This is a genomic window from Bacillus cereus group sp. MYBK15-3 (genome assembly GCF_051916765.1).
Lineage (GTDB): Bacteria > Bacillota > Bacilli > Bacillales > Bacillaceae_G > Bacillus_A > Bacillus_A cereus.
Window position 1 is genome coordinate 159,151 of record NZ_JBQAHG010000004.1, and the last position, 26,799, is coordinate 185,949.

Sequence of the window (26,799 nt, forward strand, 5' to 3'; positions counted from 1 at the left end):
TTAGTATAGCACACTACAACTCATTTTCTTTACGCATATGTGTTAATTTTATAATCTGTTTTTCTGGAAAATACGCAAGTAAATGCGCATGACATGTAAAGAATATGACTTGTCTATCCTTTGCAATTTCCTTTATAAGTTCAATCGTTCGATTCGTCCTTACCGCATCAAAATGCACGAAACTATCATCAATAATAAATGGATAATCATGTTCGAATGTTTTCGCGAGTGCAAATCTCAGCGATAAATATAACTGCTCCGCTGTCGCTTGGCTTAGTTCATGACTGTAAAAACGCATACCGTCGTTACGTTCAACGATAAACGGTTCTGCCTCTGACGGTGAAAAGATTTTACTATAGCGTCCGCCTGTTAAATAGACGAAATACTCTTCTGATTTTTGTAAAATACGAGGAAGATGAACTTCATGATAATAGTGCTTCGTTTTCGTTAACACTGTCTTTGCGGCCGCATAAGCAGCCCACTTCTTCACTTGTTCACGCACTTGCGCTTTTTTCATTTCCCATTCATGCATTAAATCGCCGTACGTACTACCTTCTTCTAAATTCGCAATTTCCATACGATGTTTCGCAATACGCTCTGTCAATTCTTTCTCTTGCGCCAGACAGTTTTGCACGACTGTCATTTCTCTCTTTAATTTCTCTTCATAACCGTCAGCTTCATAATGTTCAGCTAATGATAAACTCGTTAAACGCTGTTCCAACAGATCAATTTGCGGTAATAAACGCCCCACTTGTTTCTCTGCATCCTCACGTTTTTCCGCCAGTTTACCTGCTTCTAAAAACATCTCTTCATCTGTAGACTCTGCAATATGCCATAAACCATCTCGTTCTATTAGTAATTGCTTTAATTGTTCTTGCATAAACTCATATTCTTCTTGCCATTCCGCCAGTTTTTCTTTTAACTGCTTACAAGTTTGGCGCTTCTCTTTCTCATTTTGCATACGGCTTTGTGCCTCGTGTAGCTTACTATACTCCGCACTACCGATAACAGTTTCTAGTTTATGTTCAAATTGCGAAATCATTTCATATAATGAAGATTTTCGCGTACCTTGCTTCTCTAACTCCCGATATAATTGCTGCATTTTTTCAATACGCTCAAACGCCGGCAATATGTGTGCATACGTATAAAATTCAGGAAACATATAGCGCATTTTATATGCATCGACTTGTTCTCCCGCCTGGAACGTTTCTCTCTCCCATTCCTCATACGATGAAACGACTTTATCATACGCTCGTTCCAACTGCTGTAACTTATAAGACTCGCGCTCAAATAACTTCCGAATCTCTTCATCTTTTTCTAACTCATAGCGTACAGACATCGCTTCTTCACTTTGTCTCCCGCCGGCACTTTGCTGAAGAGTAAGAAGCTCTTCTTGTAATCCGCTTGATGGATCTTTATATAAAACAAGGGCGAGAACAATCCCTACAAATACGATGACACTAATAAATAAAAGCGGGCGATTGTCTATAAATAAGCTCGTGAATAAAATGCCTGTATTAATAAGGAGTAACAGAAGACAAACTCTTTGCCACTGCTTTTTCTTTTGCATAGCCGCTCCTGCTTTTTCCTCGTACTTGCGCTTCATTCTCTCTGCGCCCATACCGATAAACGCCGCATCTTGGAACGAATTCTCTTTCTCAGCTAACGCATTTCGCTCTTCATCCGCTAACATTTGTTGCTTAATCTGTCTTATATTCTCTTCTTGTTCTTCTAATTGCTCCTGCGCTACTTTAAAACGATCATCAAGCTGTGCTTTTTGCGTTTCTAATTCACGCGCCTTTTGCACTGTTTGCGTAATTAACTCTTTCGTTGCCAAACTCATATCAAACGACAGAACTGTTTCCTTTTCAAAAGTAGCACCAATTTGTTGCTCTAGTTCTGCCAGTTCTTCTTTTATATTCGTAATACTTCCTGTCAAATCACGCATTTCTTGGCGTGCATTTTCGTAAGACATATGCTGCATACGAAGTTCTTCTACATAACTTTCTTTTTGTAAAAACTCTTCATCTATTTGAATCGAGGCAATTTCCGATTGCACTGTCTCAATTTTCTTGCGGAGCGAATCAACTTGTAATTGAAGCGGCTCCATCTTCGCCTTAATTGCTTCATAACGCGCCATTCCGTTTACAGGAAACTGCCCGCTCTCGTTCTCTAACACTTTCTCGTGCGCACGCTTTTCAATAACGAGAGGCTCAAGCGCTGCTAATATTTCATAATCTTGCTTCCGCTTTTCTGCATTCTCTTTTTCCCCGCGAACAGAAGCAAGTTTCTCTTCACTTTCTTTTAACTGCTCCACTTGCTTTTCATACGTGCCAATTTTCCCTTGCCACTCTTTCATCTTCTCTTCCAGCTTCTTCATCTCTTGCAATGATACGTTAATTTCTGGTTTACGACCACTCGGCTTGAAGCGCTGGTCCATTTCTTTTTCTAGCTTTTTATCTAACTGCAATAGAGCATCACTTCCGACTGCACTTGCCGAAAATAAATAATTGCCAATATCCGCTTCGCCGAGCTGATGAATGTTTTGAAGGCCATGCATATCAAATGAAAAGACAGATTCAAATAAACTTTCATTCATCCCGCTTAATATATCGTTTAAAATTTCTTCTCCGCCCGTTTTCCCGTCTTCAAAATAAACGGTCACCTCGCCAGCTGCCGTCTTTGGCAATCGCTCAATTTTCAAACGACCGTACTGCTCTGTTTGCACAGTGATCGCACCGCCATATTTCCCGCCTTCTTTCGGCTCATAACGGCGCTGTCCTCTCGTCGGAAAACCGAATAAAATACTTTTCATAAATGAGCGAATTGTCGATTTCCCCGCTTCATTTTCACCGTATAACACTGTCAGCAAGGAAAGATCCATTTCCACATTTTCTAATTTTCCGTACCCATAAATATGGAGTTTTTCAATTCTCATTTTTTATCCCTCTCTTGCTGGAATAATTGTTCTAAAATAATATTTTCTGCTTCCTTTTGAATCTCTTTCTTCTCTTCTTCTGTAAAAGATTCAATACTATTACGCGCTACAGGAGATGTCCAAATAGTGCGCAATACTCCGTCCATATTGGTGAAAGCTTCTAACTCCTTTAGCACACTACCGACGAAATGATTTTCCGCTTTCAAACGTTCGATTTCCGCAAAAGAAACCGTCTCATTTTTCCACTTCATTGCATATACGAAATCTTTTCGCTCTTCTCCAGATGCTAAAATGTGAAAAATCTCTTCCACACGCTTTTCGTCGCGCAAATAAGGTGAAAGTGGGCCTTGTCCTGTAAATACGACAGTTAATAGCGTACCTTCCTCTTCTCTTCGGCATTCATTCATCGCGGTAGATATGCTTGTCATAAGTTCATCAACAGTGTCAAGTCCATCAATACCAACCTCGATTTCGTCCCATACAACATCTGCCGTATGGAAAAATGAACACTGCGATCCTTTTTTCGTAAGTTCAATAAGGTATGCACCCTTCTCGCCTGTTTCCTTACGATGACGACCTTGTATGTTCCCTGGATAAATAATGTATGGTTCTTCTGATAAAATTTCACGTTTATGTATATGGCCAAGAGCCCAATAATCAAACTGTTTTTCTTTCAACTCACGAATTTGAAACGGTGCATAGCGATTATGCTCTGCATCTCCTTCCACACTTCCGTGAAGCATACCAATATGAAAAGGCGCATCACTCATTTTCGTATACTGCGCTGTCATATTATCCGTTACCGCTTGCTGCAAATAACTAAAACCATAAATAGAAGCTAATAGCTCACCATTTTTATAAAATGATTTCTCTTCTACATAAGGCTCAGTAAATACATGAACATTTTCCGAAAACTCAATTGCTGCCCAGCTTCCCCCTAAATGATCATGGTTACCGTGAATAATAAAAACAGGGATATCGTATTGCGAAAGTCTCTTCATTTGCTCACGCACAAACACTTGCGCCCTCAAACTTCTCGTCTCCGCATCATACAAATCCCCAGCTAGTAATACGAAATCAACGCGCTCTTGAATCGCTTTATCAACAATACGCTCAAATGATTCAAACGTACTTTGCTTCATTCTCTCCCACACAGACTGCGTAACATTCATCTCCATCCCTTTAAACGGACTATCCAAATGCAAATCAGCCGCATGTATAAACTTTACTTGTTTCACAAATAACGATCCTTTCTATCTTTCAAAAGTTTCATTTTATCAAAATTTAAATCGCTGAAAACTAATAATCATCGAGAATAAAAATATTCTCGATGATTAAAGTTTCATTCTATTTTACCACGCAATGTCATATATTTCTTTGCATATTGTAGCATTTTATGTCAAAATAATTATAAGATTCTGATTTTAAATATTGGAGGGAATTTTCATGGGAGTATACGTTCTAACAGTCTTTGAAAAAGATGGTTCAAAAGCATTAGACGAATCATTCGAGGCGGCAACTGAAAAAGAAGCGAAAGCAAAAGGTGAATCTATCTTACAAGAAAAAGGATTGTATGAAAAAACACATCGCTGTACATCTACTGCAGGTAAGCTCGTTTTATTCCAGCGCTAAAAAAAGAAGCGTCATCCGCTTCTTTTTCACTCTACTATATCTTCGTCACACCACGTAAACACCACATCTAGAATACGATTACCGATACGTACGCGTTTATTCCATTTACCTGTTTGGATCTGATGTTGCAACTCTGCTTTCATCTTTTCCGTCCAGTCGTGAATCGTTTCACTACCGTCGTACGGATATACGCTCGGAAACTCTTTCTGCAGTAGATGCAAGCTCTCTGCATCAAAATGAAAATGGAAGAAGTAGTTTGCTGTAAGCGATGGTTCTTGCAATCGTAAAAAATGATCATCAATTTGCTTTCTATTTCGATAGAAAGTAAAGATATTCACTTTACCGCTCGTAATTTGGTCAATTTGAATTTCGTGCTTCTCTATAATCACGTCTTGTCCACCTCGTTATATACTATCCTTAGTATATATGTCTTTTGCAACAAAGTTAACCATTTTCGCGCGAAATTCATTTCCTTCATTATATTACCTGTACCTCCATATGCAATCAGAATAAATAAAACAAAGTTGAAGGGGAGCGATCACATGTATTTCGGAAGCAAAGGTTGGTATGTAAAAGAACTTAAAAAATTAGGTATCCGTACTTATGAAGGTAAAAAACTAGAATCGTATCGTACGCATGTGTTGTCTAGTTTACTTGAGAGAATGAAGAAGGCTTCGGCTTAATAGAATAGCAAGAAGTAAACCTGAATATTGATAAATGATAAAAAACACCTCCTAAATTCGCATACTAAGTATGCAAATTAAATGGAGGTGTTTTTATCAATCTCGCTTTTTCAGGGGCGCTTCAGTTTTCATAAAATATTTTTTGTTTCCGCTGAAACGGATAAGTTTTAATCTCAGCTGTATCTAAATTTTCATTGAATAAATGAATAGCTATAATTTGTCTACAATCGTAAGTATGGTAATAATATGTTCCAGATTCCATACACATTGCACTCGTATAGATGGTATTATCTAATGTTCCGTCTTCTGTTATTACTGCCCCTTTAGGGACCTCACAATTTGATAAGATATGAAAAATAGCAGATATCCCCTCTTCTTCGTTCTCTATACCTTGAATGTTTTGTTTTCCATATGCTGCCCGCACAAATCTTGATGGCGGGGTAAAATCTCCAGGAAGTCCCATCGTTCCTGAACCTTGGCCAAAAGCACTTAATGGTACATCTCCCCACTCCGTTGGCGCAAATGGCTGCGATTTAAGTCCAATATATTGTCTTAAATTTTGTAAATGCCAATTAAACTCCGGACTATTAGTCATCACTCCTAATGGATTGTCATACATTTTTAGTCCATCAGTTGTCGGCTCAAGTACAATACAATCTCCCCATTTATCTGCTAAAATCCAATGTAGCGGTGGGGTAATTCCTAAAACTGGTAATGGTATATCTATAAGGGAAATGTTATCAACAGATTTTTTTAACTCTTCAACAGAATTAAATTGCGTGAGGCTCCAAGCCACAAAATCAAATGGCGCTAAATTCGTTTTATGGTTATCTATACTGTTACTATAAGTAGCGAATCCCGGGAAATAGAGAGTAGCACACGTCATACCAGCTTCATTTACTCCGTCCGCCATAATGACCCTTCCTTCATGATTAATTCCCATTCCGACAACAGCCTTTTTCGCTCGGATAGTTTCACCAGTTATATTGTTCCACTGATAACGCCGAGGAATGATTATTACTTCCTGATTCATATCTAATGTGAAATCCATTGTTCTCGCAAAAAGATGTTGGAAATTTTTAGTTTGTAACGTCAAACTAGTACACATGAAGAAATCCCCCCATTTTATAGTTATATACACATTTTATAAAATTCTGATAAATACGTAAATTAAAAACCCTATTTATCACTAACAAAGTAACCACCCAAACTAAAAATGCTATAATAAACCCAATCAAACTAAGGGGGCAAATTACTTTGCTTGGAACATGCATTCAATTTCATAAGTTTGGCAATCCAAAAGACGTATTACAAGTTGAATATAAAAATATAGAACCACTGAAAGATAATGAAGTTTTCGTCCGTATGCTAGTTAGACCGATTAATCCATCTGACTTAATTCCCATTACCGGAGCGTACGCACATAGAATTCCGTTACCTAACATACCTGGTTATGAAGGTGTTGGTATTGTAGAAGATGTTGGTGCGGGCGTTACGAGAGAGCTTATCGGTAAACGAGTGTTACCTTTACGCGGGGAAGGTACTTGGCAAGAATATGTGAAGACATCAGCTGATTTTGTAGTCCCTATTCCTGATTCCATTGATGATTTCACAGCGGCACAAATGTATATTAATCCCCTTACGGCGTGGGTTACTTGTACAGAAACGTTAAACTTACAGCGTAATGACGTTTTATTAGTGAATGCTTGTGGGTCCGCTATTGGACATCTATTTGCGCAGTTATCCCAAATTTTAAATTTCCGATTAATTGCCGTTACAAGAAATAATAAGCATACAGAAGAATTACTGCGCCTTGGTGCTGCATATGTAATTGATACTTCCACTGCCCCGCTTTATGAAACTGTTATGGAATTAACAAACGGGATTGGTGCGGATGCTGCGATTGATTCTATCGGAGGACCGGATGGAAATGAATTAGCTTTTTCCTTACGTCCAAACGGGCATTTTTTAACGATCGGTCTTCTATCAGGAATACAAGTGAACTGGGCCGAGATTGTCACAAAAGCAAAAGTACACGCAAACATATTTCATTTACGACATTGGAATAAAAATGTGTCAGCATATAAATGGCAGGAGACGTTTCGTCACTTAATTCGTCTAGTAGAAAATGAGCAATTACGTTTTATGAAAGTCCATTCTACATATGACTTAGCGGATGTGAAAACGGCGGTTGATGTTGTGCAATCTGCGGAGAAAACGAAAGGGAAAGTTTTTTTGACGGGTTACTGACTACAATTGAAGGAGTCTTTTTGATTGGCCATTTAAATAGACTAGATAGTACGTTTAGGAACACCTAATTGTAAGTATCTGGTATAATCCTATTAAAAGGTGAAAGGAGATTTTCACATGTGGCTAATCACGGCAATCGCGCCTGTTGTAATAGTTGGTGGAATTGTAGTATTTGTAATTAAAAGATTGGAACATAAATATAAGAACGGAAAATTAGGTAAGAAAAAATCTCAAAAAGCTCAACTGTTATTAGATAGTTTCATACCTATGGGAATGCTTGTCGGCTGTATGATTGGTTTGATTTCCGGTATGTTTTCCCCAGATTTCTCACTGTTTTCCATTAGTTTAGGGTCTGGAATAGGCTATTTATTTGGTTATTTCGCCTATGAAATTTATAGCAAGACAGGCAACAATTTTTCATAATCCAAAAAGAATAAGCGGAACAGTACATAATCGTCATATAAAATATGTACTGTCCTTTATTGTTGCATCAACATTATCACCTTACCTTCCACATCCTATACACCTTTTTTATTGACTTTCCTCTCCTCCCTCTTTTGTATATCCACTTTTTTATTTTCATTGGATCTATACCCATAGTAAAGTAGAGCACATGTAATAACTGAACCTACAATATATCCTAAAAAACACCCTAACCAAAACATAATGTAACCGCCTCTATTCATTATAAATTTTATGTAATACAACCCTTTACATGCTCAATCGTTTATTTCTATAAACTATACACTCTCGTTATTCATACCATTATTTCTCCCCTTACCTCAAATAACAATTTTTTTATTTATCATAAAGTTAACACTCTCGTTAAACAAATATAAAGATTGCTGTATTTCTTACTTTTCTCCTTGAAAACGATATATACTATATTTGAAATAAGCGGGTGCGTCTGCTTAGTATCTAAATTCCCGTGCAATACCCCCAATCCTAGCATCTTTTACAATAACGTTTTGCTTATTTTTTGTACTTATAATACGCCATCAACTCTTCTTCATTTTAACTTTAATCATGAAACAAAAAAATCCCCTCAAAGCATGAACTTTAAGGGGGAGCCTGTTTTTTATTTACTTATATACGTACAGCTGTACCACTTACAGCAACCATTAACATTCCATCACGAACAACTTCGTAATCTACGTCAATACCAACGATAGCGTTCGCACCTTTTTGTTTTGCAAGTTCTTTCATTTCATCCATTGCGATATCACGAGCTTCTTTTAGCTTGCTTTCGTAAGAACCAGCACGACCACCGACAACATCACGAACGGAAGCGAATAAATCGCGGACAATATTTGCACCCATAATAGCTTCACCATTTACAATATCGATATACTCAATAATTTCTTTACCTTGAATTCCAGACGTTGTTGTTACAATCATGACTGACACTCTCCTAATAAGTTGTAGTTTTTTAATGCGCTTTCTTATGTCTTTATTATGACACAGAAAAAATATCTAATCTATTGAATTACCTTACAGGAGTGTGACAATTTTGTAAGAATAAAACCCCCATTATGTTCAATAAAGCGCTTTAACATTAGGATACATAAACGAGTCTCTATTTTCTTTCCAATCCTTTTCTACTTCTTTAAAAGTTGGTCGCCCTAATTCTTTATTATTTTCATGTTTACTAAACCATTTTTTCACATACTGATCTCCATTTTTACTTTGAACTGTGCAAAGGAAACTATTGCTACTATCCTTTAATATTTTTACAATCACGAATAGACACCTCTTCCCTTCTCAATATCATAATAGGACTTGATTTTTTACTATAAGCCCTTCCTCTCTTATAGTCATACGACTCCTCGGCCGCGCCAAAGTTGTAAGATCAAAAACGATATTCACTTTGTTTACATTTTATTTAAAGAAATCAGAGTTATAGGCATTATGCTTATCAAATATTTTATAGATTTCTAACTTATCATCTAATTTTGCATCTACTAAAATTAATATATTTCCATCGTAAATATATTCTTCATACTTTTTAGCATGGTCTTCAGGGATTCCTAAGCCGATAAATGCTCCTATTAAACTTCCAGCTCCTCCGCCAATACCAGCTCCTCCAATAGCTGCTGCGATTGGTCCTGCTGCTACAATTGGACCCATTCCAGAAACGGCAAGTATACCAAGACCTGTTAATAAACCACCGAGTCCGCCTGCTACTCCTCCAGCTACAAGCCCTGTCGCTGAAAAGATATCTGCTTTATGTGCAGTTTCGCTATTCACTTTTTCACCCGATTTTTCTTCCAGATGTTCAATTTCCTTTTGATCTTTCGCAATAGCTGAAATGTTATCTGCTGAGTATCCTTTTTCATTTAATTCATTAATAACGAGTGCCGCATCATCAATTGTTCTAAAAACACCTACTATTTTTCTATCTACATTCATAACTATTAACCTCCTAAAGTTTTATATAATGTATCTTTATTTTTCTTCATTTCTGTATACACTAATCTTTTTATTAACATAACCATTTACGAAAAAAGCGAATAGTAAAAGCACTACAAGTGAACTACTTAACAAGTAAATTAAATCAAACGTAATATTAATCATCATTTCATTCATGTATACCAGGCTCCTTTTTATTTAAAGTAAAAGTATATTTTGATAGACTAATCTACTAAACATAGACATCTTACAATTCATCTTCAGTTAATCTCTTTGTAGTATATGTATACCCTTCCTAACCTTTTCTAAACGTAAAAAACTATAATTATATTTTTTCTTATTTATATGTTTAACACTTTTTAAAACGGGTATGTTTATATTGTTATGCTTACTATATGGAAAGGAATATTACGATGAACGCCATTCACTCTACTACTATTTCTTATAATGAAACACCTACAATAACTCAGATTCATCATTTTTATGCTTTAATGACAACATTTCAAACGAATGTATTTATAAGTAAACACGGAACACTTACTTCTATTAAAAACTTAAGCACTCTAGTATCCTTTTTCCTTACTGTAAAAAAGAGAGATCTTGTATTATTTATTTTTGAAGGAATAGATGCAAAAAGAGCTTTAAGAACACTCTTTCCTTCTTAAAAGTTTTGTTATCCCCTGTTCCCTCGATTGTTACTTTTCATATATAGTTTTATATTTCAAAATGATTTCCTCTATGAAAAACGCCCCCCTAATATAATAGGGGGATTTCTAGTTTGGCCTTATGAAAACTGATATAATATATATTACGTTTTCATTCTTTACGATTGAAAACTTTTAATAATCTTGAAGGTAGGAATTTTTGATGAAATCAAAAGCAAAATTTAGTATTCGTTACAAAATTATGGCTGGTTATTTAGTTATCATTTTGTTCTTACTTATTTCTTTCATTATGTTGAACAATGAGATTTCTAATTTACAAAAATCTCGTAATTTTATTATTGAGCACGATTTTAAAGTTCTCAATTTAACAAATCAAGTGGAGAAAGATTTACTAACAATTGAAAATAAAGCGAAAGGGTTTATCATTTCTAATAATCCAAATTACGTACAATCTCTTAATTCTGCGGAAAAGGATTACGAAAAGCATTATCAAGATCTTTTCTCATTATTAGAGGATAACCCATCTCAGCAAGAAAAATTAAAACAGATTAACGAAAATATTATTAGTTGGATAAATAAAGAGATTCACCCGTTAATTGCAAATCATAATAGTAATAATGTACAAACAATCGACACGACTCAAATTCAGTCCTTACAGTCACAGGTAACTAACTTCCGTAGCACTGAGGAGCAATTAACGAAAAAAAGAGCAGCACAATTAGATACTGAAAATAATAAATTAGAGATTTGGTTATACAGTTTATTGTTCTTACTTTCTTGCATTTCCATTATTGTTTCCCTTTATATTTCTAATTCCATTACAAAAACGATTAAAAATGTAATTCAAGCTATTAAATCCATTTCTTCTAAAGAAAAAATCACGGAAAGAATTCATGTAAACACACGTGATGAAATAAAAGATCTTGCTCATACAACGAATCACTTACTAGACGAAATATCGAAAAGAGAATGGTTACAAACTGAGCTTGCAGAATTAATTTTAATGTATCAAGGTGTATCTTCTATTGAGATGTTAGGTAACAAAATTCTTAGTGGAGTGATACAAAAAACGCAAACTTCTTGCGGTGCATTTTATGTACGTGAAGAAATTGAAGACACTGTCTATTATGTGAAGAAAGCTTCTTTCGCCGATCAAGGTGCTGATATTGGGAAACAATCCATTCAAATGGGTGAAGGTTTCATTGGACAGTCTGCCTTAGAAAAGAAAAGTTTTATTCTCAGAGACATACCCGAAGAGTTTCGTTATGTCACTAGTGGAGTATTAGAAATACGCCCTAAAAATCTATTAATCATCCCTATCTTATTTGAGGATGAAGTGATCGCAGTAATGGAGTTAGTAAGTGTAACTGAGATTTCAGATTTACATCAAGATTTAATTCAACAAACCGTTGATAATCTAGGTTTAACAATCCATAGCATTATGGGACGTATGCGAATTCAAACTCTTTTACATGAATCACAAGCAATGACAGAAGAGTTACAAGTTCAATCAGAAGAATTGCAAACGCAAGCAGAAGAACTACAAATGCAAGCAGAAGAATTAAGAACAACGAATGAACAATTAGAGTCTAGAACGGAAGAGGCGGAGCAAAAGACAGCTGACTTACAAATTACTAAATCAGAATTAGAAGAAAAAGCAAGTGAGTTGTTGCGTAGTTCAAAATACAAATCTGAATTTCTAGCCAATATGTCACATGAATTACGCACACCGTTAAATAGTATTTTACTATTATCTGAAATGTTAAAAGAAAATCATGATAATCATTTATCCGATGATGAAATTGAATTAGCAACCGTCATTCATTCATCAGGGAAAGATTTACTTACTTTAATTAATGACATACTAGATTTATCGAAAGTAGAAGCTGGGAAACTAGATGTCATTTTCGAAGCAACGAATATAAGTGATATGGCAGCAAGTATGCATCAAAACTTCTTACATATCGCTGCACAAAAAAATGTCGAATTTACGATTAAAGACAGTGACACCATTCCGGATCTGTTTTATACAGATGCAAAACGGATTGAGCAAATTATTAAAAACTTATTATCCAATGCATTTAAATTCACCGAAAAAGGATCCGTTTCTTTACATTTCGATTCAATAGAAATAAGTAATTTGAGTCATGATATGCAGTCTATAAGTAAAGATTGGATTACAATTTCAGTAAAAGATACTGGTATTGGTATCGCTAAAGAACAGCATCAACTTATTTTCGAAGCCTTTCAGCAGGCAGATGGCGCAACGATTCGGAAGTATGGTGGTACAGGATTAGGTTTATCTATTTGTAAAGAGTTTGCTAGATTGTTAGGTGGTTGGATTACGTTAGAGAGTCATGTAGGAGCAGGCAGTACTTTTACAGTATATATTCCTAACCTTCCAAATGGATTACATGATATACAGTTATCCAATTTAGAAGTCGCGGCAACGATAGAAGATGTTATTCCTGCTGAAGTTGTTGAAGAAACTATCGTTACTACCGAAACAAATAACGTCTTCCAAGAGAAAACCATTTTAATTGTCGATGATGATCATCGAAATATATTTGCGTTACAAAATGCATTAAAAAAACAAAATGCCAACATTATTACTGCCCAAAACGGCTTAGAGTGTTTAGAAATACTAAAAAGCAATACAAATATTGACCTTATTTTAATGGATATTATGATGCCTAATATGGACGGTTATGAAACGATGGAAAATATCCGAATGAACTTAGGGTTAAGTGAAATACCTATTATCGCATTAACTGCTAAAGCAATGCCAAATGATAAGGAAAAATGTTTATCTGCTGGCGCTTCAGATTATATAAGTAAACCATTAAATCTACATCAACTCTATTCGGTAATGAGTGTATGGTTAATAAAATAAGTGAGGTTTAGTTGGAGTGGAAAATAAGTATTATAATTTTGATCCATCAGTAGATACAGATGAGCGCACGAACTTAGAAATTGAATTACTATTAGAAGCAATATTTAAACTATCAGGATTTGATTTTCGCCAATATGCTCGCACATCTATTTATAGAAGAATTTGTAATAGAATGCAGCTCTCTAATATCCCTACCATTTCAAAATTAATTGAAAAAGTAATTCACGAGGAAGGGGTTTTAGAACAGTTATTAAATGATTTCTCGATTAATGTAACTGAGATGTTCCGTAACCCTGCCTTTTTTAAAGCGCTTAGAGAGCATGTTATTCCTGAATTAAAAAAGCAACCTGAAATTAGAATTTGGCATGCTGGATGCGCAACTGGTGAAGAAGTATTATCAATGTCCATCTTACTTCACGAAGAAGGATTAAGTGAAAAGTCGGTTATTTACGCAACAGATATGAATACAAATGTGTTAGAAAAAGCAAAACAAGCTATCCTCCCGTTAAATAAAATGCAAACTTATACGAAAAATTATTTACAAGCTGGCGGTACACAAGCATTTTCTAACTATTATTCAACAGATAATCGTTTTGCTTATTTTAATCCATCACTTTTACAAAACATTATTTTTGCACAGCATAATTTAGTAACTGATCAATCTTTTAACGAGTTTCATATTATACTTTGTCGTAACGTTTTAATTTACTTTACAAGTAAACTTCAAAATCAAGTGCAGCAACTATTTTATGAAAGTTTAAGTCACAATGGTTTTCTATGTTTAGGAAATAAAGAAACGCTTCGTTTTTCAAATATAATGCCGCATTATACCCAATTTAATCCTAGCGAACAAATTTATCAAAAAATACAATAAAAAGCGTATGAAATCCTCTGTTTGGATTTCATACGCTTTTTATTTCGCATTCGTTTGTATCATAATTAGACACATATCATCTGATTGCGCTTTCTTTTGTTCTTCCTTGTAAAACCCTTCTATCTCGCCTTCTAAATCTCCCCATTTTCTTTCTGTAAAAGTACGTAATTTCTCTTCAGCCTCAAATTCATCATTTGCAATTGCTTCAAGAACACCATCTGTAAACAATACGATTTGAGCGTTCTTCTCAAAAGGTATAACTATCTTTTCAACTTTTATTTCATCAAAAAATCCTACCGCACAACTCCCGCGATTTAGTTCAACCATATTTGTTTCATCAACTAAAACGTATCCAGAAGGATGCCCTGCATTTACATATTCAATCGTTCTCTTTTCTGTATCTACTACTAAATATATCGCTGTAAAATAATATGGAATATCGTCATTCTCATTATGTAAAAGAGTCATATATTTATTTAAGTCTTTAATGACAAGTTCTGGATCGATTAAAGATTTAATCGTTTCACGTAATACAGACGAAATAAACATACAAACTAATGAAGCAGATATACCATGTCCCATCACGTCTAATAATATAATACCGTAGCGGTTTTCATCGATTTTATACCAATAATACATATCTCCAGCTAATTTAAATGAAGGTAAGTAACTTGCTTCAATTTTTATATAATCTTCTCTTAATGGGCTACTTAATAAGTTTCTTTGTACTTGCGTAGCTAAATCTAGTTCATTCCGAAGATTTTCTTCTTGTTCTTTATGCCAATTTAATTCCGATTTCAAGCGTAATGCTACACGCATACGCGCTAACAATTCAACTTTATTTATCGGTTTCGTAATATAATCCATTGCCCCCATATCAAGAGCTTCGGCCAATTTATTGGCATCCTCTAAAGCTGTAACAAAAATAATAGGAATATCTTTAAACTTCTCCTCTTTTTGTAATCGCCTACAAACTTCAAGTCCATCAATTTCAGGCATCATAATATCTAATAAGATTAAATCAATTTCATTATACCTGGAAGAATCTTCTCCAAATTGAATGTATTCGAAAAGCTCTTGTGCAGAATTCAGCGATACAAGATCCTGATATCCGGCTTGTTTTAAAATTTTTTCAATTACAAAGATGTTAACCGGATTATCATCGACAATTAAAATGGACACAAGTTATTTCCCCTTTTCTTATTTAAAATGTAAATCTATTATCATTTTCTATTTTTCTAGTATTGCATACTCAGTTACAAAATGAAAATTTCCTACTCTAACATAATTTTTATACAGCAAAAGAACAAACCCCCAGAAATGAGAGTTTGTTCTTTCATTCTATAAATTTCCACTATTAATTTAACACCATTGCTTTGTCATTTAAAAGACGATCTAATTCTTCCATATGATTTGTTTCATCTGCAATCATATCTTCTAGTTTTACAACTAACTCTGTCATATTTAATTTCGCTGCTTGTTCTTTTCTCGTTTCATAACGCTTAATTGTCTCATATTCTGATTGTCTAGCGGATTTTAACATTTCTCTAACATCTTCTACTTGTTTCACTGGTAAAGGGATTGTAGTAGGTGTACCACCTAACGTCTTAATTTTCTCTGCTAAATATAGGGCATGTCCTTGTTCATCACTAATTTCAGATTCAAAGAAAGGTTTTAACACTTGTCTATATATACCAGAAACTGTAGCTGCATTATGGTTATACATAATAATTGCTGAGTATTCTCCTGCTAAATCTTCATTCAATCCTTCGATTAGTTCTTTCACATCGTGTGACATTTTTATATCTCCTCCTATACTTAATAACTACCCCTTTTCTCATGTTTTAAACATAATGATTTTAAATTTTTATGTATCTAAAAATGCTGCTTGCTTCAATTTACTTATCGCTTGTCTTTTAATACGAGAAACGTGCATTTGTGAAATACCTAACCGTTCCCCTGTATCTTTTTGATTTAAATTTTCTCCAAATATATAATGAATAACACTCTTTTCTGTGTCATTTAATACGTTGAAAATATCCTTTAAAACGAGACGCCTTTCTGTCTCTTCATATCCTTGCTCTACTTCACCTACAGATTCAATCCTCGCTACCGAACTGCCATCAGATGAATTTTCAACTACATCATCTAAGGAAGATACGCGATAATTATTTTTCGCATCCATAATTTCTAGCACTTCCTCTTCGGATAGTCCTAAATGATCTGCAATCTCTATAATCTTCGGTGAACGCTGGAAACGATCTGTTAGCTCCTCTATCGCAAGTTTAATCTTCCCGCCTAAATCTTTAATTCGCCTTGGAACGTGAATACCCCAAGTTTTATCACGTAAATATTTCTTTATTTCGCCTACTATTGTAGGTATTGCAAACGGCTCAAAAGCATTCCCTATCGAATAATCATACCTTCTTATTGCACCTAAGAGCCCTAACATTCCTACTTGTATAATATCTTCATGCATCGACCCACCTTTTGAATAGCGATATGCAATGGAGTATACAAGATTTTTATAGTGATTAACCAATCTTTCCTGTGCTTCATCACATTGGTTTTGTTGGAAGTCTGCAATTAGTTTAATAACGTCTTCTTTAGTAAGATTTGTAGGTTGAGATTGGATTTCCATCATTCTCCACCTGCTCTCTTTGTATATATTTTGTCATTAAAACTGTCATGCCCTCATCATGCATAATTTGTATATCATCCATTAACGTATTGATTAAATATAAACCTAAACCATTTTCTGGCAAATGTTCTACTGGTTTATTAATATCATACGGACCAACTTTACTTTTTAAACTATTAAAATCAAAGCTAACTCCATTATCCGCAGCCATAATTTCTAATCGATCTTCATATAAGCCAAAGACAATTGTAATTTCTCCAACGTCTTCTTTATATGCATGTTGTACAATGTTTGTACAAGCTTCACTAATAGCAATTTTCATATCTTCTATATCGTCATAAGCAAAGCCCATTCGATTCGCAACACCAGCCATTGTTAAACGAATAATAGCCACATATTCTGCTTTTGCAGGAATTTTCATTTCTATCTTTTCAAATCTCTCCATCATCCCTAGTCACCTTCTTTCTACTTTTTCAAAATCGGAATTCAAATTTAATATTTCTGTTAGCCCTGTAATATCAAATAATCTTTTTAGCCTTTTAGACACACCGATAAACTCTAGTTTTCCATCATTTTTCTTAACTGCTTTTAATAGAGCTATAAAAACGCCTAAACCAGTACTATCCATATAATCTACGTTATGAAAATCTACTACAATATGAACCTCTTTTTCGCTTGCAATAGGCATAATCTTATTTTTCAAATCTGATGCCGTATAAGCATCAATTTCACCATTAAGTTGTACTGTATAACCTACATCATCTTGCAAAATATTTATTGCCAAATTCATCATTTCCGCCCCCTTATCTCAAACTCTTACTATTTAATTACCCATAAAAATTAATTTTAAACATATTTTTTTATTTTCATTATAAATAAATTTTCTACACCTTTCTCGGCTTAACACTTAAATCGTACTAATAAATGTTTAAAACTTATAATTTTGTGTATGTATAATGTATAAACATTATTTTTAGGGGGATCTATCTATGGAAGAGCACAACTTTAAAAAGGGAGATTTTGTTCAATTTTCTTATCGACACGATCATGCTACAAAATTAATTGGTTCCATTATTAACATACTAACGAATACAATTGTAGTTGATATAGGTAATAGCGAGGACTTATCTCATATAGAGCCAAGGCAAGTCGTAAAAATAAATAATTGTGAAAAAGTAACGATGGTTTAATACATAATAAAAAGTGTAATTTCAATGAGCGGGGCCTTCATCCCCCGCTCATTCCTATGCAGATTACATTAAAAAAGCATCCAAATTAGTTCAATTGGATGCTTTTTTATGTATATTTATCAGTTCATTCACTTTATAGTTATATATAATAAACTTAAGATTACTATTCATTATCATACTTACGCTTTCCGCAGCATTCTAGAGAAGAATGTAACGATTAAAATAAAGACGATTGCACCTAATAAAGCTGGAAGAATAAAGATGCCTCCCCATTCAGGACCCCAATGACCAAATAACGCACTACCTACCCAAGATCCAATTAAACCAGCAATCACATTACCAACTATACCTAAAGGAAAGTCTTTTCCCGTAATCATTCCGGCTAACGCACCAATAAGTCCACCTACAATACACGTAATAATAAGTCCCACAATTAAACCTCCTATATTGTTTTTATATTTGATTTATCAAGCTTTGGTATGTAACCAAAGCTTGATAAACATGTATCATTCTTTATTATCCAATCCATCACTTATCTTTTGTTTCACTTTTCCGACTTTTTCTTTTATAGTTCCCTTCGTCTTCTCCCACTTCCCTTCATTTTTCAACTCTCTATCTTCTGTAACTTCACCAATTCCTTCTTTTACTTGTCCTTTTTTCTTTTCAACTTTACCTTTAACCTGTTCTTTTAGTCCGTTCTCACTCATATTTACAATCTCCTTTTCGGAATAGATTTATAGATTTAAAGGATACAAATTTAAATAGAATACATGCATCTTCTTTCTTGTAACCATTCACCGACTCTTTCTAAATCCTTAACGAATAACAAGATTTTCCCTTCATCCAGTTTTTCTTCATAAAAGTTCGCTTCTTCCTCATTAAGCCCTAACTCTTGCATTTTATTTCTTAACTGATCTCCTGTTTTTTGAAAGACGTTAATAATGCTTGTCCCAAGTCCCTCCTCTTTTATCCCAATTGTATTCACGTCTGCATTGTCCGCAATTCTATCTGTCCTATCTTTCTCATGCGTTAATACGTAAATATCTTTTTGGTCTACTCCTTTTTTCACGAGATCATTCGCCGCATTCATGACCTCTTTCTCCGTAATAAATTCATATACAAAAGGTTTACTATACTTCGTTTCCATCTTTAACTTCCTCCTTTAAAATGAATTATTTGTTATATTATATGTAGTACACCCATTTTCGAAATGTTAAACATAAAATATGAAAAAAGTTATGTGAATTTTGATTTTAATAGAGAATGAACATCATCATTTACCACTTTAAAACATCTTCTCCTTACAATAACTACCTAAATTAACAGAAAATTGATATAATTAAACTTAAGGAGGGATACTATGAAAAAAATCATATCTATATGCGCACTAACCGCTCTATCTTTCACTTTAATAGGTTGTACAAGCACCTCGGCTACAGATAAAGCTTCACAAGTTAAGCAAGAACATACACAAAATACCTTTCAATTAAATTCCGCTAATATTACAGACATTGAAATACTGAAAACAACAAATCATACTACTTCCAAATCTCAAACAGACAACGAAAAAATGATACAATCTATCGTTTCAGCAGTCCAAAAAGGCACTCCTAAACAAATCACACTAGATCAAAAAAAGAGAGAATCTGCACATTCTACTATTACTGTTACATATAAAGATGACTCAAAAGAAGAATTTCTTGTGTGGGCTGATAATAAGGAGCAAATTACGATTGCTAAAGATGAGAAGAAAGATAAGGTAGAAGGTGTGATAGTGAATATTAAAGATGCTAAAATAATGAAGGATTTCTTTTAAAATTCTAATTAACGTTAAAAAAAGTAGGATTACATCCTACTCTTTTTTTAATCATGCTCAATAAATAGACCTTTATAAAATCTATTTAAGGTCTAATTTTGCTAAATCATGTTGTAAAACATTGTTTCCTTCTTGTGGATTAAATACGATTGCACTAAGACCAAAAACATTCGTAACAACATCTCTATCTTTCGGACGAATGATTCTTACTTCATAAGCAAAAAGTGCTGGAGGAAGAGCTGCTGAACGAAAAGTAACATATCGATTAGGTGGCAATGTTTGTGTTGAAGGGTCTATTAATGGTAACAATACCGGAGAACCAGATGACCAATCAAACATTTCAACTGTTACTCTACGAGTATCATCTAGATCAACATTCATAGCTTCAACAGTAAGAAATAACGTAGCGGAATGTCTACGTAATACACCCGTTGACAAAGTTTCATTGTAATGTTTATGACATCTTCCAGGAGGATGACCATAGCCATAGCTCATATCAATTCCCCCCTTTCATTTACAATTAAGGACAAGTATTCCTTATAATATATAATGCTAGTATTCTTTTAATGAAAGGTATAAAAGCGGATTTCTATCTATTCGCTCTTAAAGAATAATATGGATTCTCCTGTTTTTCCTTTGAACTCCTGCTAAGAATAAATCTATTTTAAAAAGGACCTGCTCCATTTATTCGTAAAAAGCATAAAGTAAATGGAATCCGTTAAAACACATGAGTGAACCTTTGTTTTTCTCCTCCTATTTAAAGGAGGAACTATTATGGGCTTTGGTGGTAGTTGTGGCGGCTGTGGTTTCGCTGGAGGATTTGCTTTATTAGTTGTATTGTTTATTTTATTAATCATCGTTGGAGCTGCTTGCTTCTGCTAAAAACTATCGAAAGGACGCTCACGTGAGTGTCCTTTCTTCATGAAAAAAGCCCTACGCAATGTGCAGAGGTTCAAGTGTAACGAATACTTTAAAAATATAGTATTACATTCCCTCCTCCAAAATGAACTTCGATGCTATAAATTTCGTTTAAGTGCAATCTTAATATTTTAGTTTAATAGCAATATAGTGAAACTTTATTCCAAACAATATTGCTATTGCACCAAAGTAAAACAAACTGGACAACCTAGATTTCAAAAGGAAGACACCTTAAAGGTTGTCTTTTCTTTATAAGTAAAAAAAACCCGCCTATTTCCGTAGGCGGGCTTTATCTTTATTACACAATATGAAAGTATACTCTCTTTTTCTTTGAAATTTTATGTAATTATACATATTCATGAAAATAGAAGAAGTGAAATTGTACGTTTAGATACAATTCGGCAACAAACTAACTGTTTTCTTGTACATTAATAGACAACTACTGCAAGAGTTATAGTTTTTATGTTTTCATTTATCTTTTTAATCAGATGAATGCTTTTTTAGTACATAATAAAAAATATCCAGAAAAACTGTCACAAAATCCGTTTTTCTGGTTTCTCTATAATACAGGTATCAAATTGAAAGTGAGGTTTAAACGAACATGTTAACCATAGAAAATGAAGAAAGTCATGCTTCTGATATGACCTTTGAAGATTTATTTAAGCAGTACTATGCTTACGCTGTGAAACAAATCATCTGGATTGTTAAAGATCAATCTATCGCTGAAGAGTTAGCACAAGAAGTATTTTTACAATTATATCGTAGTGATTGGAAAGGAATTGAAAACATACCTGGATGGTTGATTAAATCTTCTACTTATGTAGCCTATAACCATTTTCGATCTGAAAAAAGGCAGCAAGCGAAGATTGATAAAGAAATACAATACCATGAAGTACAAAATGTTTCATCATTAGACGATGATTGGATAAGAAAAGAAGAAATTACAAAGGTCCAAACGATACTAAATAAAATGAATGATCGAGAACGAACCCTTTTACTAATGAAATTCTCTGGTTTTCAATATAAAGAAATTGCAGAAGTACTTCAAATTGAAATATCTTCTATTGGAACATTATTGGTCCGAGCCAAAATGAAATTTCGCAAGATTTATAAACAAATGGAGGAGGCATAACAAATGAAATGTTATGATATCGGGTTTATTCAAACATATATTGATGGAGAACTTTCTCATGATATAAGAAAGGAATTCACAAAACACCTAGATACATGTGAAGCATGCCAAGATTTATTAATAGAAATTAGTAAATTAAATCAATGGGAAAACGTAATGCTAGATGTAGAATCTGCAAATTCACCACAAGAAATCAAAATTGATATAGAACAAGCATGGAAAACATTTGAAAGTCGTTCCAAGTTAGACAATGTTTCTAATATAAATCACAAAAAACAACAAAAGAAGGGACTCTTTACAAACATGAGTAAAAAATCAAAACGTTTCATTTATACAGCAGTAGCTGCAGCAGCACTTTTTACAGCAGCAATGATTCCACAAGTACAAGTGGCGGCTACAAATGTTGCCTCGTATTTTTCTAATGCAGTTACAAACGATAAGGTTGTAAATGAAGGAATAAAAGATGAAAATGGTATCACACAAGATATGATGAAGAATGGTAAATATATTCCTATTGATGAAAAAATTACAGATCAAGGTATTACTGTACATCTCAAAGAAGTATTTATCGCAGATTCACGTATATCAGTTCATTATAGAATGGAAAAAGCGGACGGAAGTTTAGTACCATTTGAATTTGATACATCAGGATTAGATCTTGAGAATGATGGTAAAATTGATGGGCAACAAGAGGAAAACCCTGAGATTAAAAATGACGGGAGACTATCATTTATCCATGATTCAGATGATTATCTTCCTTTTGAACTTATGGCAGCAGGTAAAAAGTTAGATAAAATAGGCATTCGTGATAATGATAGACCTGAAGGTGTTGCTACATTTGTTATAACTACTGAAGAAAAAGACGTTTTTAAACAGCCTCTTACTTTAGACGTAAATATAACTAGAATTGGAAAAGTAATTGGTTCTTGGAAAGCTCAAATTCCAATTGATACTTCACATTTGAAAAATAATACGAATTAACATGAAAAAAAGAATAGAACAATATGTATCTAATTCTCAGTTTATATGTTTCCTTGTTTTCGTTACATTTATTTCGTATATAGTTTTTACTCTATATTTTATTTATGATTTAAGTTTATAACCTTAAATCAATCATTTAAGACCATTATAAGAAAAAGCCCTCTAAAAAAGTGGGGGAATAAATAACCGGTTTCTTAACGTATAAGGAATCGGTTATTTTGTATTTAAAATGCGTCTAAACGTACAATTTTCTTTTTATAAAAAAGAATAGACACCCTAAGGTGACTTCCTCCGATTTGAACCATCTTAATTTTAATAATATGTATTGGACTTCCGTGCAGCGGTTAACAAGAAAATAATAGCATTGATGACACCTAAAAGTCCCTGCTTAATCCACATAGATAATGCAGCATTTGTGCCAATGGCTAGAAAAATAAGCCTTACTGTGTATCTATTGAATCTCAGTATAGACAACCTCCGGATGGGACTATATTTAAGGGAATTTCATTATTTTTTTGTTCCGTAAAACATTGTACTTCCTAGTGAAGAGAAATTCAGTTTTACTTCTATAACTCGCCCTGTTTCCACTCTTTATTATGGATATCTAATCCTTCTTGACCAAAGAAATGGAGAATAAATTCTTTTTCATCACTATCAATTTTTTTAGCTAGTTTAGATCCCTCCATACTTTGCTTTTTTCCTGAACGTAAATAATGAATTTCTTCAAAGTCTTTAACTACAGATTCGAACTCTCCATCATACCATTTGTTCAGAATAGATTCATATTTTGGTTTTTCATCATTATTAATAACATTTAAGTTGTTTTTTAAGTATTGAATGTTTTCTTTCGTCATTTGAAATCGCCCTACATCACGGGTACCGGAAACATGAAGATTATTCCCATTGAATGTGAGTTTTTGTAAAGACATATGTATCATCATATCATTTATAGTTTGCTCGTTTTGGATTTCACCAATCGACTGTGCTGCTTTAGAGAGTTCATCTTCACTTACTACATAACTATCTTTTTGCTGCTTTTGAATGGTTTGAACTTTCGGTTTTTCCTGAACCTTTTCTTCTTGTTTAGGTTTTGGTTCAGTTGTAGTCTTCTCATTTGAGCTACAAGCAGCCATTCCCATAAGCAATGTACCGCATGTTAATACCATTAGTAACTTTCGGTTCATTTTTTTCCGCCTATCTGTATTAGTTATTTTAAACAGTTTTTTTAATGTAAGATTTCTCATCTCATAGTAGCAAAGAATTTATCTGTATATTGTCATGTTTTGTCGAAGAATAATAAAAAACAACCTAGATCCTATAGGATCTAGGTTGTTTTTAATACGTAAACGTAATCGTCACTAAAGAATACCCTTCTTTCGCATTGTACGGCTCCGCTTTATAAGAAACTCGGTTTGCCCCTTGCGGATAATCGATTTCGCCAATTACCTTTTTCACATCTTGTAGTGCACCATTCATTGATTGCTTGTATAACACTTCAATTTTCTCTGGTTTTGCACTATAGCGTTGCTGCATTTTATTTTTTAATTCAGTATAGTTATTTGCAATATATTCATTTCCTAGATAGTTTAACTTTGTATCTTTTAATATTTGCTGATATGCAGGCGTTTTCTTACTACCTGCCGCAATTTTATTTGTCAGTGTACTATAATAATTTGTTGTCGCTTGCGGATAGTCTCCGCGGTTCCACTCATGATTTTTTGCGATTTGTTCATCTGATAAATTGAAATACGAATACGTTACGCGGCCCTGCTCATCTGGAACCGGATCATCGAATGTTGTATCAAGGTGATACCATTTGTTTTCGATTTTCACTAAATTCCAAGCATGAGGTTGTCCGTCCCCAGTTCCTGTCACGAAATGATTTTCAATTCCTGCTTCTTTTAATAATTGATAAGTTAATAGTGCGTAACCTTGGCAAACCGCAGAACGATTTACAAGTGCTTCATATGCTGTGTAAGCTTTATAAGACGTATCATAAGAAACATGCTTTACTACGTAATCATGAATCGCCTTCACTTTTTCGTGATCATCCATTCCAACTTGAGTGATAGAAGAAACGATTGCTTTCGCTTGTTTCATGACATATTCCGTCTGTTCTTTCGTTTCACGATATGTAATCTTAAGCGTAAACGTATAATTTCCAGGTGATCCAGAAAGTCCATATGAAACATTCGATCTATTATTATTTGTATACTCATTTTTACTTGCCACTTCTTTATATGCGTTAAAAAGTGTATTCATCACTTCGTCTGTATTATTATTTTTCGTTTTATATGGCAGTGTAATATTTGTCTCGTATGTATTAATACGCTTTTGTACTTCCTCTTTAAACGCTGTTAATAATGCCGCATCCCCTGTATCTTTCACATCAGCATTTTTATACTTCAAAGTTTTATATAAAAACTGCGCATACTGTTCACGTGTTACTGTGCCATACGGTTCAAAATTCCCATTCCCTGTGCCATCTGCGATTCCATTTGACTGCACTGCACTAATTGCATTTTCTGCCCAAAATGGATTTGGAACATCCTTAAAGGTATGTTTTTGTTTTGCCGCAAGATGGAAAGCATTCGTAAGAATTTGTGCCATTTCCGCACGATTCACAGAAGCTTTCGGTCTAAATTGGCCATTTTCATCACCTTTAAAAACTCCTAAATTCGTTAAAGTTAATACCTCTTCTGGGAACATTGTAGAATTTTGATTAATATCACCGTAAGGATTTTTAAACGTAGATCCATCCTTTAATACGTAACGAGTTCCATCATTACTAAACGAACCGCCTTGTTTATTCGGTACTAACACTCGATAAATTAAAGCCGCAACTTGCTCCCTTGTCGCAACATCTCCAAAACCAAATATCCCATTTCCATAACCAGAAATAATATTCTTACTTGCTAAATCTTTAATCGCAGGATATGACCAATGTGATGTCGGCACATCAGAAAAAACACCCACTTCAGCAGCTTTCACATCACTGCCATTTGTATATAACAACGCACCACCAATAAGTGATAATGATGTAATTGATTTTAATAGTTTTGTGTACATAATGTCTTCTCCCAATACGTTCTCTATTTTTGTTGGTTTATGTCGAAAAATCTAAAAATATGACAAAATACATTATACAATTAAAATTTTTTAAGGGATATATTAAATTTTAAAATATGCAAAAATTCATATTGTTATAAGGATTCATAGTAATATTATGTTATTTTACTTGCGAATATATAAATAAAAAAAACGCTCATTTGAGCGTTTCATCTATATACCTAATAATTACTTTTTTCTACACTTCGAACTCTTCTTCTGTAATAATCCTTTGATCTAACAACTCTTTATACTCCAATATTTCTTTAGCCCCACGGCTCTCCATGCGTATATTGTATAACACTTTTTGTATTGACCTTTGCTTGGTCCGTTGAAAGGTTTACTCCATTTAGAAATAGTTCTATTGAATTTTTCACCACTAGCCACAAAAATATCTTATAATCTTTATATAATAAATTACAGTATTAGGGGTAGATAAAATGCCAGTTACACTCGAACTTATTCTTTTCATTCTTATAGCAATTAGTGCTGTTGGCTATTTAATAAAAGAATTTCAAAAAACTAGGAAACGAACACTTGGAATTTCACTAGAATTTTTAGTTCTTTTCTGGTCAATATGGAGAATATCAACTCTCATAATCTAATTTATAAAACATGAATTCCTTCGAATGAAGTGAAACTTTAATCAGTGGGAGTTTTATTCATCCC

Annotated in this window: 31 protein-coding genes; 12 read left to right on the plus strand and 19 right to left on the minus strand. The window is 33.9% G+C overall.

Features of this window, described 5'->3' with window-relative positions:
- Positions 1-13: 13 nt before the first annotated feature.
- Positions 14-2,938 carry an ATP-binding protein gene (locus ACTFR8_RS18205; RefSeq protein ID WP_144608344.1) on the minus strand — a complete coding sequence of 975 codons (2,925 nt, stop codon included), beginning with the start codon at positions 2,936-2,938 and terminating at the stop codon, positions 14-16.
- Entirely contained in the window at positions 2,935-4,176 is a 1,242-nt protein-coding gene (locus ACTFR8_RS18210; RefSeq protein ID WP_000815728.1) for a metallophosphoesterase family protein, read from the minus strand. The genes ACTFR8_RS18205 and ACTFR8_RS18210 overlap by 4 nt, the downstream gene beginning before the upstream one ends.
- Before the next feature lie 208 nt (positions 4,177-4,384).
- Between ACTFR8_RS18210 and ACTFR8_RS18215 the strand changes: the two genes are divergently transcribed.
- The gene (locus ACTFR8_RS18215; RefSeq protein WP_000539552.1) at positions 4,385-4,570 is read left to right on the plus strand and encodes a YhzD family protein; all 186 of its coding nucleotides are present in this window, start codon (positions 4,385-4,387) and stop codon (positions 4,568-4,570) included.
- A 26-nt stretch (positions 4,571-4,596) separates the two neighbouring features.
- Here ACTFR8_RS18215 and ACTFR8_RS18220 read toward each other — a convergent pair whose 3' ends face one another.
- Positions 4,597-4,959, minus strand: coding sequence for a hypothetical protein (locus ACTFR8_RS18220; RefSeq protein WP_000582785.1), 363 nt, complete (start codon positions 4,957-4,959; stop codon positions 4,597-4,599).
- A gap of 153 nt (positions 4,960-5,112) precedes the next feature.
- On the opposite strand from ACTFR8_RS18220, the gene ACTFR8_RS18225 reads away from it, so the two are divergent.
- A complete protein-coding gene (locus ACTFR8_RS18225) occupies positions 5,113-5,253 on the plus strand; it encodes a YflJ family protein (protein WP_000273536.1) in 141 nt (46 codons plus the stop codon).
- A gap of 121 nt (positions 5,254-5,374) precedes the next feature.
- Here ACTFR8_RS18225 and ACTFR8_RS18230 read toward each other — a convergent pair whose 3' ends face one another.
- Positions 5,375-6,361: a choloylglycine hydrolase family protein gene (locus tag ACTFR8_RS18230; RefSeq protein ID WP_000337593.1), complete on the minus strand. Its 987-nt coding sequence runs from the start codon at positions 6,359-6,361 to the stop codon at positions 5,375-5,377.
- Positions 6,362-6,510: 149 nt separating this feature from the next.
- On the opposite strand from ACTFR8_RS18230, the gene ACTFR8_RS18235 reads away from it, so the two are divergent.
- Both ACTFR8_RS18235 and ACTFR8_RS18240 read left to right on the plus strand, forming a co-directional pair.
- Positions 6,511-7,503 (plus strand): zinc-dependent alcohol dehydrogenase family protein, encoded by a 993-nt coding sequence (locus tag ACTFR8_RS18235; RefSeq protein WP_144608345.1) that lies wholly within the window; start codon positions 6,511-6,513, stop codon positions 7,501-7,503.
- Positions 7,504-7,620: 117 nt separating this feature from the next.
- Complete coding sequence (locus ACTFR8_RS18240; RefSeq protein ID WP_000266269.1) at positions 7,621-7,926, plus strand: hypothetical protein; 306 nt, start codon at positions 7,621-7,623, stop codon at positions 7,924-7,926.
- Positions 7,927-8,589: 663 nt separating this feature from the next.
- Here the strand turns inward: ACTFR8_RS18240 and ACTFR8_RS18245 are convergent.
- The 4 genes from ACTFR8_RS18245 to ACTFR8_RS18260 form a co-directional block, all read right to left on the minus strand.
- Complete coding sequence (locus ACTFR8_RS18245) at positions 8,590-8,901, minus strand: YbjQ family protein (protein ID WP_000637510.1); 312 nt, start codon at positions 8,899-8,901, stop codon at positions 8,590-8,592.
- A gap of 138 nt (positions 8,902-9,039) precedes the next feature.
- On the minus strand, positions 9,040-9,243 hold the full coding sequence (locus ACTFR8_RS18250; RefSeq protein WP_000635861.1) for a DUF4028 family protein: 204 nt from the start codon (positions 9,241-9,243) through the stop codon (positions 9,040-9,042).
- Positions 9,244-9,381: 138 nt separating this feature from the next.
- Positions 9,382-9,912 (minus strand): general stress protein, encoded by a 531-nt coding sequence (locus ACTFR8_RS18255; RefSeq protein WP_001100100.1) that lies wholly within the window; start codon positions 9,910-9,912, stop codon positions 9,382-9,384.
- Between the two features lie 36 nt (positions 9,913-9,948).
- Entirely contained in the window at positions 9,949-10,089 is a 141-nt protein-coding gene (locus tag ACTFR8_RS18260; RefSeq protein ID WP_001004571.1) for a hypothetical protein, read from the minus strand.
- Between the two features lie 236 nt (positions 10,090-10,325).
- Here ACTFR8_RS18260 and ACTFR8_RS18265 point away from each other — a divergent pair, with 236 nt between their 5' ends.
- The 3 genes from ACTFR8_RS18265 to ACTFR8_RS18275 all read left to right on the plus strand — a co-directional run bounded on the left by ACTFR8_RS18265 (position 10,326) and on the right by ACTFR8_RS18275 (position 14,344).
- Complete coding sequence (locus ACTFR8_RS18265; RefSeq protein WP_000991357.1) at positions 10,326-10,577, plus strand: hypothetical protein; 252 nt, start codon at positions 10,326-10,328, stop codon at positions 10,575-10,577.
- A gap of 202 nt (positions 10,578-10,779) precedes the next feature.
- Positions 10,780-13,470, plus strand: coding sequence for an ATP-binding protein (locus tag ACTFR8_RS18270; RefSeq protein ID WP_000836698.1), 2,691 nt, complete (start codon positions 10,780-10,782; stop codon positions 13,468-13,470).
- A 16-nt stretch (positions 13,471-13,486) separates the two neighbouring features.
- Positions 13,487-14,344, plus strand: coding sequence for a CheR family methyltransferase (locus ACTFR8_RS18275; protein ID WP_000429034.1), 858 nt, complete (start codon positions 13,487-13,489; stop codon positions 14,342-14,344).
- Between the two features lie 39 nt (positions 14,345-14,383).
- On the opposite strand, the gene ACTFR8_RS18280 is transcribed toward ACTFR8_RS18275, so the two are convergent.
- The 5 genes from ACTFR8_RS18280 to rsbV form a co-directional block, all read right to left on the minus strand.
- Positions 14,384-15,526, minus strand: coding sequence for a fused response regulator/phosphatase (locus ACTFR8_RS18280; protein ID WP_000025536.1), 1,143 nt, complete (start codon positions 15,524-15,526; stop codon positions 14,384-14,386).
- A 175-nt stretch (positions 15,527-15,701) separates the two neighbouring features.
- Entirely contained in the window at positions 15,702-16,142 is a 441-nt protein-coding gene (locus ACTFR8_RS18285) for a ferritin-like domain-containing protein (protein ID WP_000017758.1), read from the minus strand.
- Between the two features lie 69 nt (positions 16,143-16,211).
- Positions 16,212-16,988 (minus strand): RNA polymerase sigma factor SigB, encoded by a 777-nt coding sequence (sigB, locus tag ACTFR8_RS18290; RefSeq protein WP_009327198.1) that lies wholly within the window; start codon positions 16,986-16,988, stop codon positions 16,212-16,214.
- Positions 16,951-17,433 carry an anti-sigma B factor RsbW gene (gene rsbW, locus ACTFR8_RS18295; protein WP_000970580.1) on the minus strand — a complete coding sequence of 161 codons (483 nt, stop codon included), beginning with the start codon at positions 17,431-17,433 and terminating at the stop codon, positions 16,951-16,953. Before rsbW ends, sigB begins: the two co-directional genes overlap by 38 nt.
- 6 nt (positions 17,434-17,439) lie before the next feature.
- On the minus strand, positions 17,440-17,778 hold the full coding sequence (gene rsbV, locus ACTFR8_RS18300) for an anti sigma b factor antagonist RsbV (protein ID WP_252209850.1): 339 nt from the start codon (positions 17,776-17,778) through the stop codon (positions 17,440-17,442).
- Between the two features lie 196 nt (positions 17,779-17,974).
- On the opposite strand from rsbV, the gene ACTFR8_RS18305 reads away from it, so the two are divergent.
- Positions 17,975-18,175 (plus strand): methyltransferase, encoded by a 201-nt coding sequence (locus ACTFR8_RS18305; protein ID WP_000390989.1) that lies wholly within the window; start codon positions 17,975-17,977, stop codon positions 18,173-18,175.
- A 179-nt stretch (positions 18,176-18,354) separates the two neighbouring features.
- On the opposite strand, the gene ACTFR8_RS18310 is transcribed toward ACTFR8_RS18305, so the two are convergent.
- The 3 genes from ACTFR8_RS18310 to ACTFR8_RS18320 all read right to left on the minus strand — a co-directional run bounded on the left by ACTFR8_RS18310 (position 18,355) and on the right by ACTFR8_RS18320 (position 19,322).
- Positions 18,355-18,606, minus strand: coding sequence for a GlsB/YeaQ/YmgE family stress response membrane protein (locus ACTFR8_RS18310; RefSeq protein ID WP_000522902.1), 252 nt, complete (start codon positions 18,604-18,606; stop codon positions 18,355-18,357).
- Between the two features lie 75 nt (positions 18,607-18,681).
- Entirely contained in the window at positions 18,682-18,882 is a 201-nt protein-coding gene (locus tag ACTFR8_RS18315) for a CsbD family protein (protein ID WP_001293469.1), read from the minus strand.
- Positions 18,883-18,932: 50 nt separating this feature from the next.
- On the minus strand, positions 18,933-19,322 hold the full coding sequence (locus tag ACTFR8_RS18320) for a general stress protein (protein WP_000448821.1): 390 nt from the start codon (positions 19,320-19,322) through the stop codon (positions 18,933-18,935).
- 213 nt (positions 19,323-19,535) lie between these two features.
- Here ACTFR8_RS18320 and ACTFR8_RS18325 point away from each other — a divergent pair, with 213 nt between their 5' ends.
- Positions 19,536-19,991 (plus strand): hypothetical protein, encoded by a 456-nt coding sequence (locus tag ACTFR8_RS18325; RefSeq protein WP_000720861.1) that lies wholly within the window; start codon positions 19,536-19,538, stop codon positions 19,989-19,991.
- An 81-nt stretch (positions 19,992-20,072) separates the two neighbouring features.
- On the opposite strand, the gene ACTFR8_RS18330 is transcribed toward ACTFR8_RS18325, so the two are convergent.
- Positions 20,073-20,486, minus strand: a complete 414-nt coding sequence (locus tag ACTFR8_RS18330) for a hypothetical protein (protein WP_252209849.1) — start codon at positions 20,484-20,486, stop codon at positions 20,073-20,075.
- Positions 20,487-20,765: 279 nt separating this feature from the next.
- Here ACTFR8_RS18330 and ACTFR8_RS18335 point away from each other — a divergent pair, with 279 nt between their 5' ends.
- From ACTFR8_RS18335 to ACTFR8_RS18345, 3 genes are all read left to right on the plus strand, one after another.
- The gene (locus ACTFR8_RS18335) at positions 20,766-20,873 is read left to right on the plus strand and encodes a YjcZ family sporulation protein (protein WP_000505670.1); all 108 of its coding nucleotides are present in this window, start codon (positions 20,766-20,768) and stop codon (positions 20,871-20,873) included.
- 637 nt (positions 20,874-21,510) lie between these two features.
- Positions 21,511-22,041 (plus strand): RNA polymerase sigma factor SigX, encoded by a 531-nt coding sequence (locus tag ACTFR8_RS18340; RefSeq protein WP_000955505.1) that lies wholly within the window; start codon positions 21,511-21,513, stop codon positions 22,039-22,041.
- A gap of 3 nt (positions 22,042-22,044) precedes the next feature.
- A complete protein-coding gene (locus tag ACTFR8_RS18345; protein ID WP_000650410.1) occupies positions 22,045-23,022 on the plus strand; it encodes a DUF4179 domain-containing protein in 978 nt (325 codons plus the stop codon).
- Positions 23,023-23,588: 566 nt separating this feature from the next.
- On the opposite strand, the gene ACTFR8_RS18350 is transcribed toward ACTFR8_RS18345, so the two are convergent.
- Together ACTFR8_RS18350 and ACTFR8_RS18355 are read right to left on the minus strand one after the other, a co-directional pair.
- Positions 23,589-24,206, minus strand: coding sequence for a DUF6241 domain-containing protein (locus ACTFR8_RS18350; RefSeq protein WP_001080428.1), 618 nt, complete (start codon positions 24,204-24,206; stop codon positions 23,589-23,591).
- 151 nt (positions 24,207-24,357) lie between these two features.
- Positions 24,358-26,091 carry an S-layer homology domain-containing protein gene (locus ACTFR8_RS18355; protein WP_000288174.1) on the minus strand — a complete coding sequence of 578 codons (1,734 nt, stop codon included), beginning with the start codon at positions 26,089-26,091 and terminating at the stop codon, positions 24,358-24,360.
- Positions 26,092-26,799: the final 708 nt, after the last annotated feature.

What these genes read in the sequence shown, in the direction of transcription:
- ACTFR8_RS18205 (WP_144608344.1), bottom strand. Translation starts at nt 2,938, where the DNA reads ATGAGAATTGAAAAACTCCATATTTATGGGTACGGAAAATTAGAAAAT.
- ACTFR8_RS18215 (WP_000539552.1), top strand. Translation starts at nt 4,385, where the DNA reads ATGGGAGTATACGTTCTAACAGTCTTTGAAAAAGATGGTTCAAAAGCA.
- ACTFR8_RS18225 (WP_000273536.1), top strand. Translation starts at nt 5,113, where the DNA reads ATGTATTTCGGAAGCAAAGGTTGGTATGTAAAAGAACTTAAAAAATTA.
- ACTFR8_RS18230 (WP_000337593.1), bottom strand. Translation starts at nt 6,361, where the DNA reads ATGTGTACTAGTTTGACGTTACAAACTAAAAATTTCCAACATCTTTTT.
- ACTFR8_RS18240 (WP_000266269.1), top strand. Translation starts at nt 7,621, where the DNA reads ATGTGGCTAATCACGGCAATCGCGCCTGTTGTAATAGTTGGTGGAATT.
- ACTFR8_RS18245 (WP_000637510.1), bottom strand. Translation starts at nt 8,901, where the DNA reads ATGATTGTAACAACAACGTCTGGAATTCAAGGTAAAGAAATTATTGAG.
- ACTFR8_RS18255 (WP_001100100.1), bottom strand. Translation starts at nt 9,912, where the DNA reads ATGAATGTAGATAGAAAAATAGTAGGTGTTTTTAGAACAATTGATGAT.
- ACTFR8_RS18260 (WP_001004571.1), bottom strand. Translation starts at nt 10,089, where the DNA reads ATGAATGAAATGATGATTAATATTACGTTTGATTTAATTTACTTGTTA.
- ACTFR8_RS18265 (WP_000991357.1), top strand. Translation starts at nt 10,326, where the DNA reads ATGAACGCCATTCACTCTACTACTATTTCTTATAATGAAACACCTACA.
- ACTFR8_RS18270 (WP_000836698.1), top strand. Translation starts at nt 10,780, where the DNA reads ATGAAATCAAAAGCAAAATTTAGTATTCGTTACAAAATTATGGCTGGT.
- ACTFR8_RS18285 (WP_000017758.1), bottom strand. Translation starts at nt 16,142, where the DNA reads ATGTCACACGATGTGAAAGAACTAATCGAAGGATTGAATGAAGATTTA.
- sigB (WP_009327198.1), bottom strand. Translation starts at nt 16,988, where the DNA reads ATGATGGAAATCCAATCTCAACCTACAAATCTTACTAAAGAAGACGTT.
- rsbW (WP_000970580.1), bottom strand. Translation starts at nt 17,433, where the DNA reads ATGATGGAGAGATTTGAAAAGATAGAAATGAAAATTCCTGCAAAAGCA.
- rsbV (WP_252209850.1), bottom strand. Translation starts at nt 17,778, where the DNA reads ATGATGAATTTGGCAATAAATATTTTGCAAGATGATGTAGGTTATACA.
- ACTFR8_RS18305 (WP_000390989.1), top strand. Translation starts at nt 17,975, where the DNA reads ATGGAAGAGCACAACTTTAAAAAGGGAGATTTTGTTCAATTTTCTTAT.
- ACTFR8_RS18315 (WP_001293469.1), bottom strand. Translation starts at nt 18,882, where the DNA reads ATGAGTGAGAACGGACTAAAAGAACAGGTTAAAGGTAAAGTTGAAAAG.
- ACTFR8_RS18320 (WP_000448821.1), bottom strand. Translation starts at nt 19,322, where the DNA reads ATGGAAACGAAGTATAGTAAACCTTTTGTATATGAATTTATTACGGAG.
- ACTFR8_RS18325 (WP_000720861.1), top strand. Translation starts at nt 19,536, where the DNA reads ATGAAAAAAATCATATCTATATGCGCACTAACCGCTCTATCTTTCACT.
- ACTFR8_RS18330 (WP_252209849.1), bottom strand. Translation starts at nt 20,486, where the DNA reads ATGAGCTATGGCTATGGTCATCCTCCTGGAAGATGTCATAAACATTAC.
- ACTFR8_RS18335 (WP_000505670.1), top strand. Translation starts at nt 20,766, where the DNA reads ATGGGCTTTGGTGGTAGTTGTGGCGGCTGTGGTTTCGCTGGAGGATTT.
- ACTFR8_RS18340 (WP_000955505.1), top strand. Translation starts at nt 21,511, where the DNA reads ATGTTAACCATAGAAAATGAAGAAAGTCATGCTTCTGATATGACCTTT.
- ACTFR8_RS18345 (WP_000650410.1), top strand. Translation starts at nt 22,045, where the DNA reads ATGAAATGTTATGATATCGGGTTTATTCAAACATATATTGATGGAGAA.
- ACTFR8_RS18350 (WP_001080428.1), bottom strand. Translation starts at nt 24,206, where the DNA reads ATGAACCGAAAGTTACTAATGGTATTAACATGCGGTACATTGCTTATG.
- ACTFR8_RS18355 (WP_000288174.1), bottom strand. Translation starts at nt 26,091, where the DNA reads ATGTACACAAAACTATTAAAATCAATTACATCATTATCACTTATTGGT.